Genomic DNA, 922 nt, shown 5'->3' with positions numbered 1-922 from the left:
ATATCGCGTTTTTCCCGTAGCTGCTGGCTGTATGCAAGGTGCTGAAGCTGACAGCCGCCGCATTGTTCATAAACAGGGCAAGGCGGTGCCACCCGGTGCTCAGACGCCTTGCGGATTTTCTTAATGCGGCCCTCCGAAAACTTCGGCTGGACCTTTGTGGCCTGCACAACAACTTCTTCGCCAGGAAGCGCGCCGGGCACGAAGACGACTTTTTTCTTAAAATAGCCGACACCTTCTCCGTTAATGCCGAGACGCTTAATCGTCAGCGGAAAGGTTTGTCCGACCTTCAGTTCGACAGGCGCCTGTTTCTTTTGTTGGTTCACGTTGTTCTCTCCGTTTCTATATAAAGCTTTCTGCAGATGGCAGAAAGTGAAATGGTTTTTTCACATCTTTCTAGTATAACACGTTTGCAGGATTTCCTTCATTGTCAGATGAATTATTCTATACTTCTCCACAAATACAAAGACGCATAGCTTAAATAAGGCTCCCACTCCTTGCTCATCGCCAGCATGACATCCTTTGCCGGCTTATCGTCCAGCTGAAAGTGGCGTTTGATGGCATTCTGGAGGCCAATATCGGCAAGCGGGAATAAATTGGGACGGCCAAGTCCGAACATGAGGATATTTTGCACGGTCCACGGGCCGATACCCCTGATTTTGATCAGTTTCTTCATAATGTCTTCATCCGCCATATGCGGCAGCTCTGACAAGCTGAGTGTGCCTTCTGCGATCATCCTTGATGTATCAATGGTGTATTCCGCTTTTCTCATGCTGAATTGCAGATCACGCAGATCCTGATAATCGAGTTCTGCAATCGTTTCCGGCTTTGGGTAGCACCACACGCCATCCTTCTGCTCGCCAAACGCATGAACAAACCGTTCTGTTAGCGTGTAAGCGAAGGAAAGATTGAGCTGCTGGTGGAT

2 protein-coding genes are annotated in these 922 nt (G+C 48.8%); both read right to left on the bottom strand.

What is annotated here, in order from left to right; genetic code table 11:
• Positions 1-323, bottom strand: a 323-nt coding sequence (locus ACWHAR_RS24425; protein ID WP_452088101.1) for a TRAM domain-containing protein, incomplete at its 3' end; no start/stop codon positions are given.
• 113 nt (positions 324-436) lie between these two features.
• The coding region (locus ACWHAR_RS24420; RefSeq protein WP_452088100.1) for a DNA-3-methyladenine glycosylase family protein at positions 437-922 on the bottom strand (486 nt) is incomplete at its 5' end.

The organism is Bacillus sp. LR--39, assembly GCF_053613335.1.
This window is presented reverse-complemented; position numbering and strand designations above follow the sequence as displayed.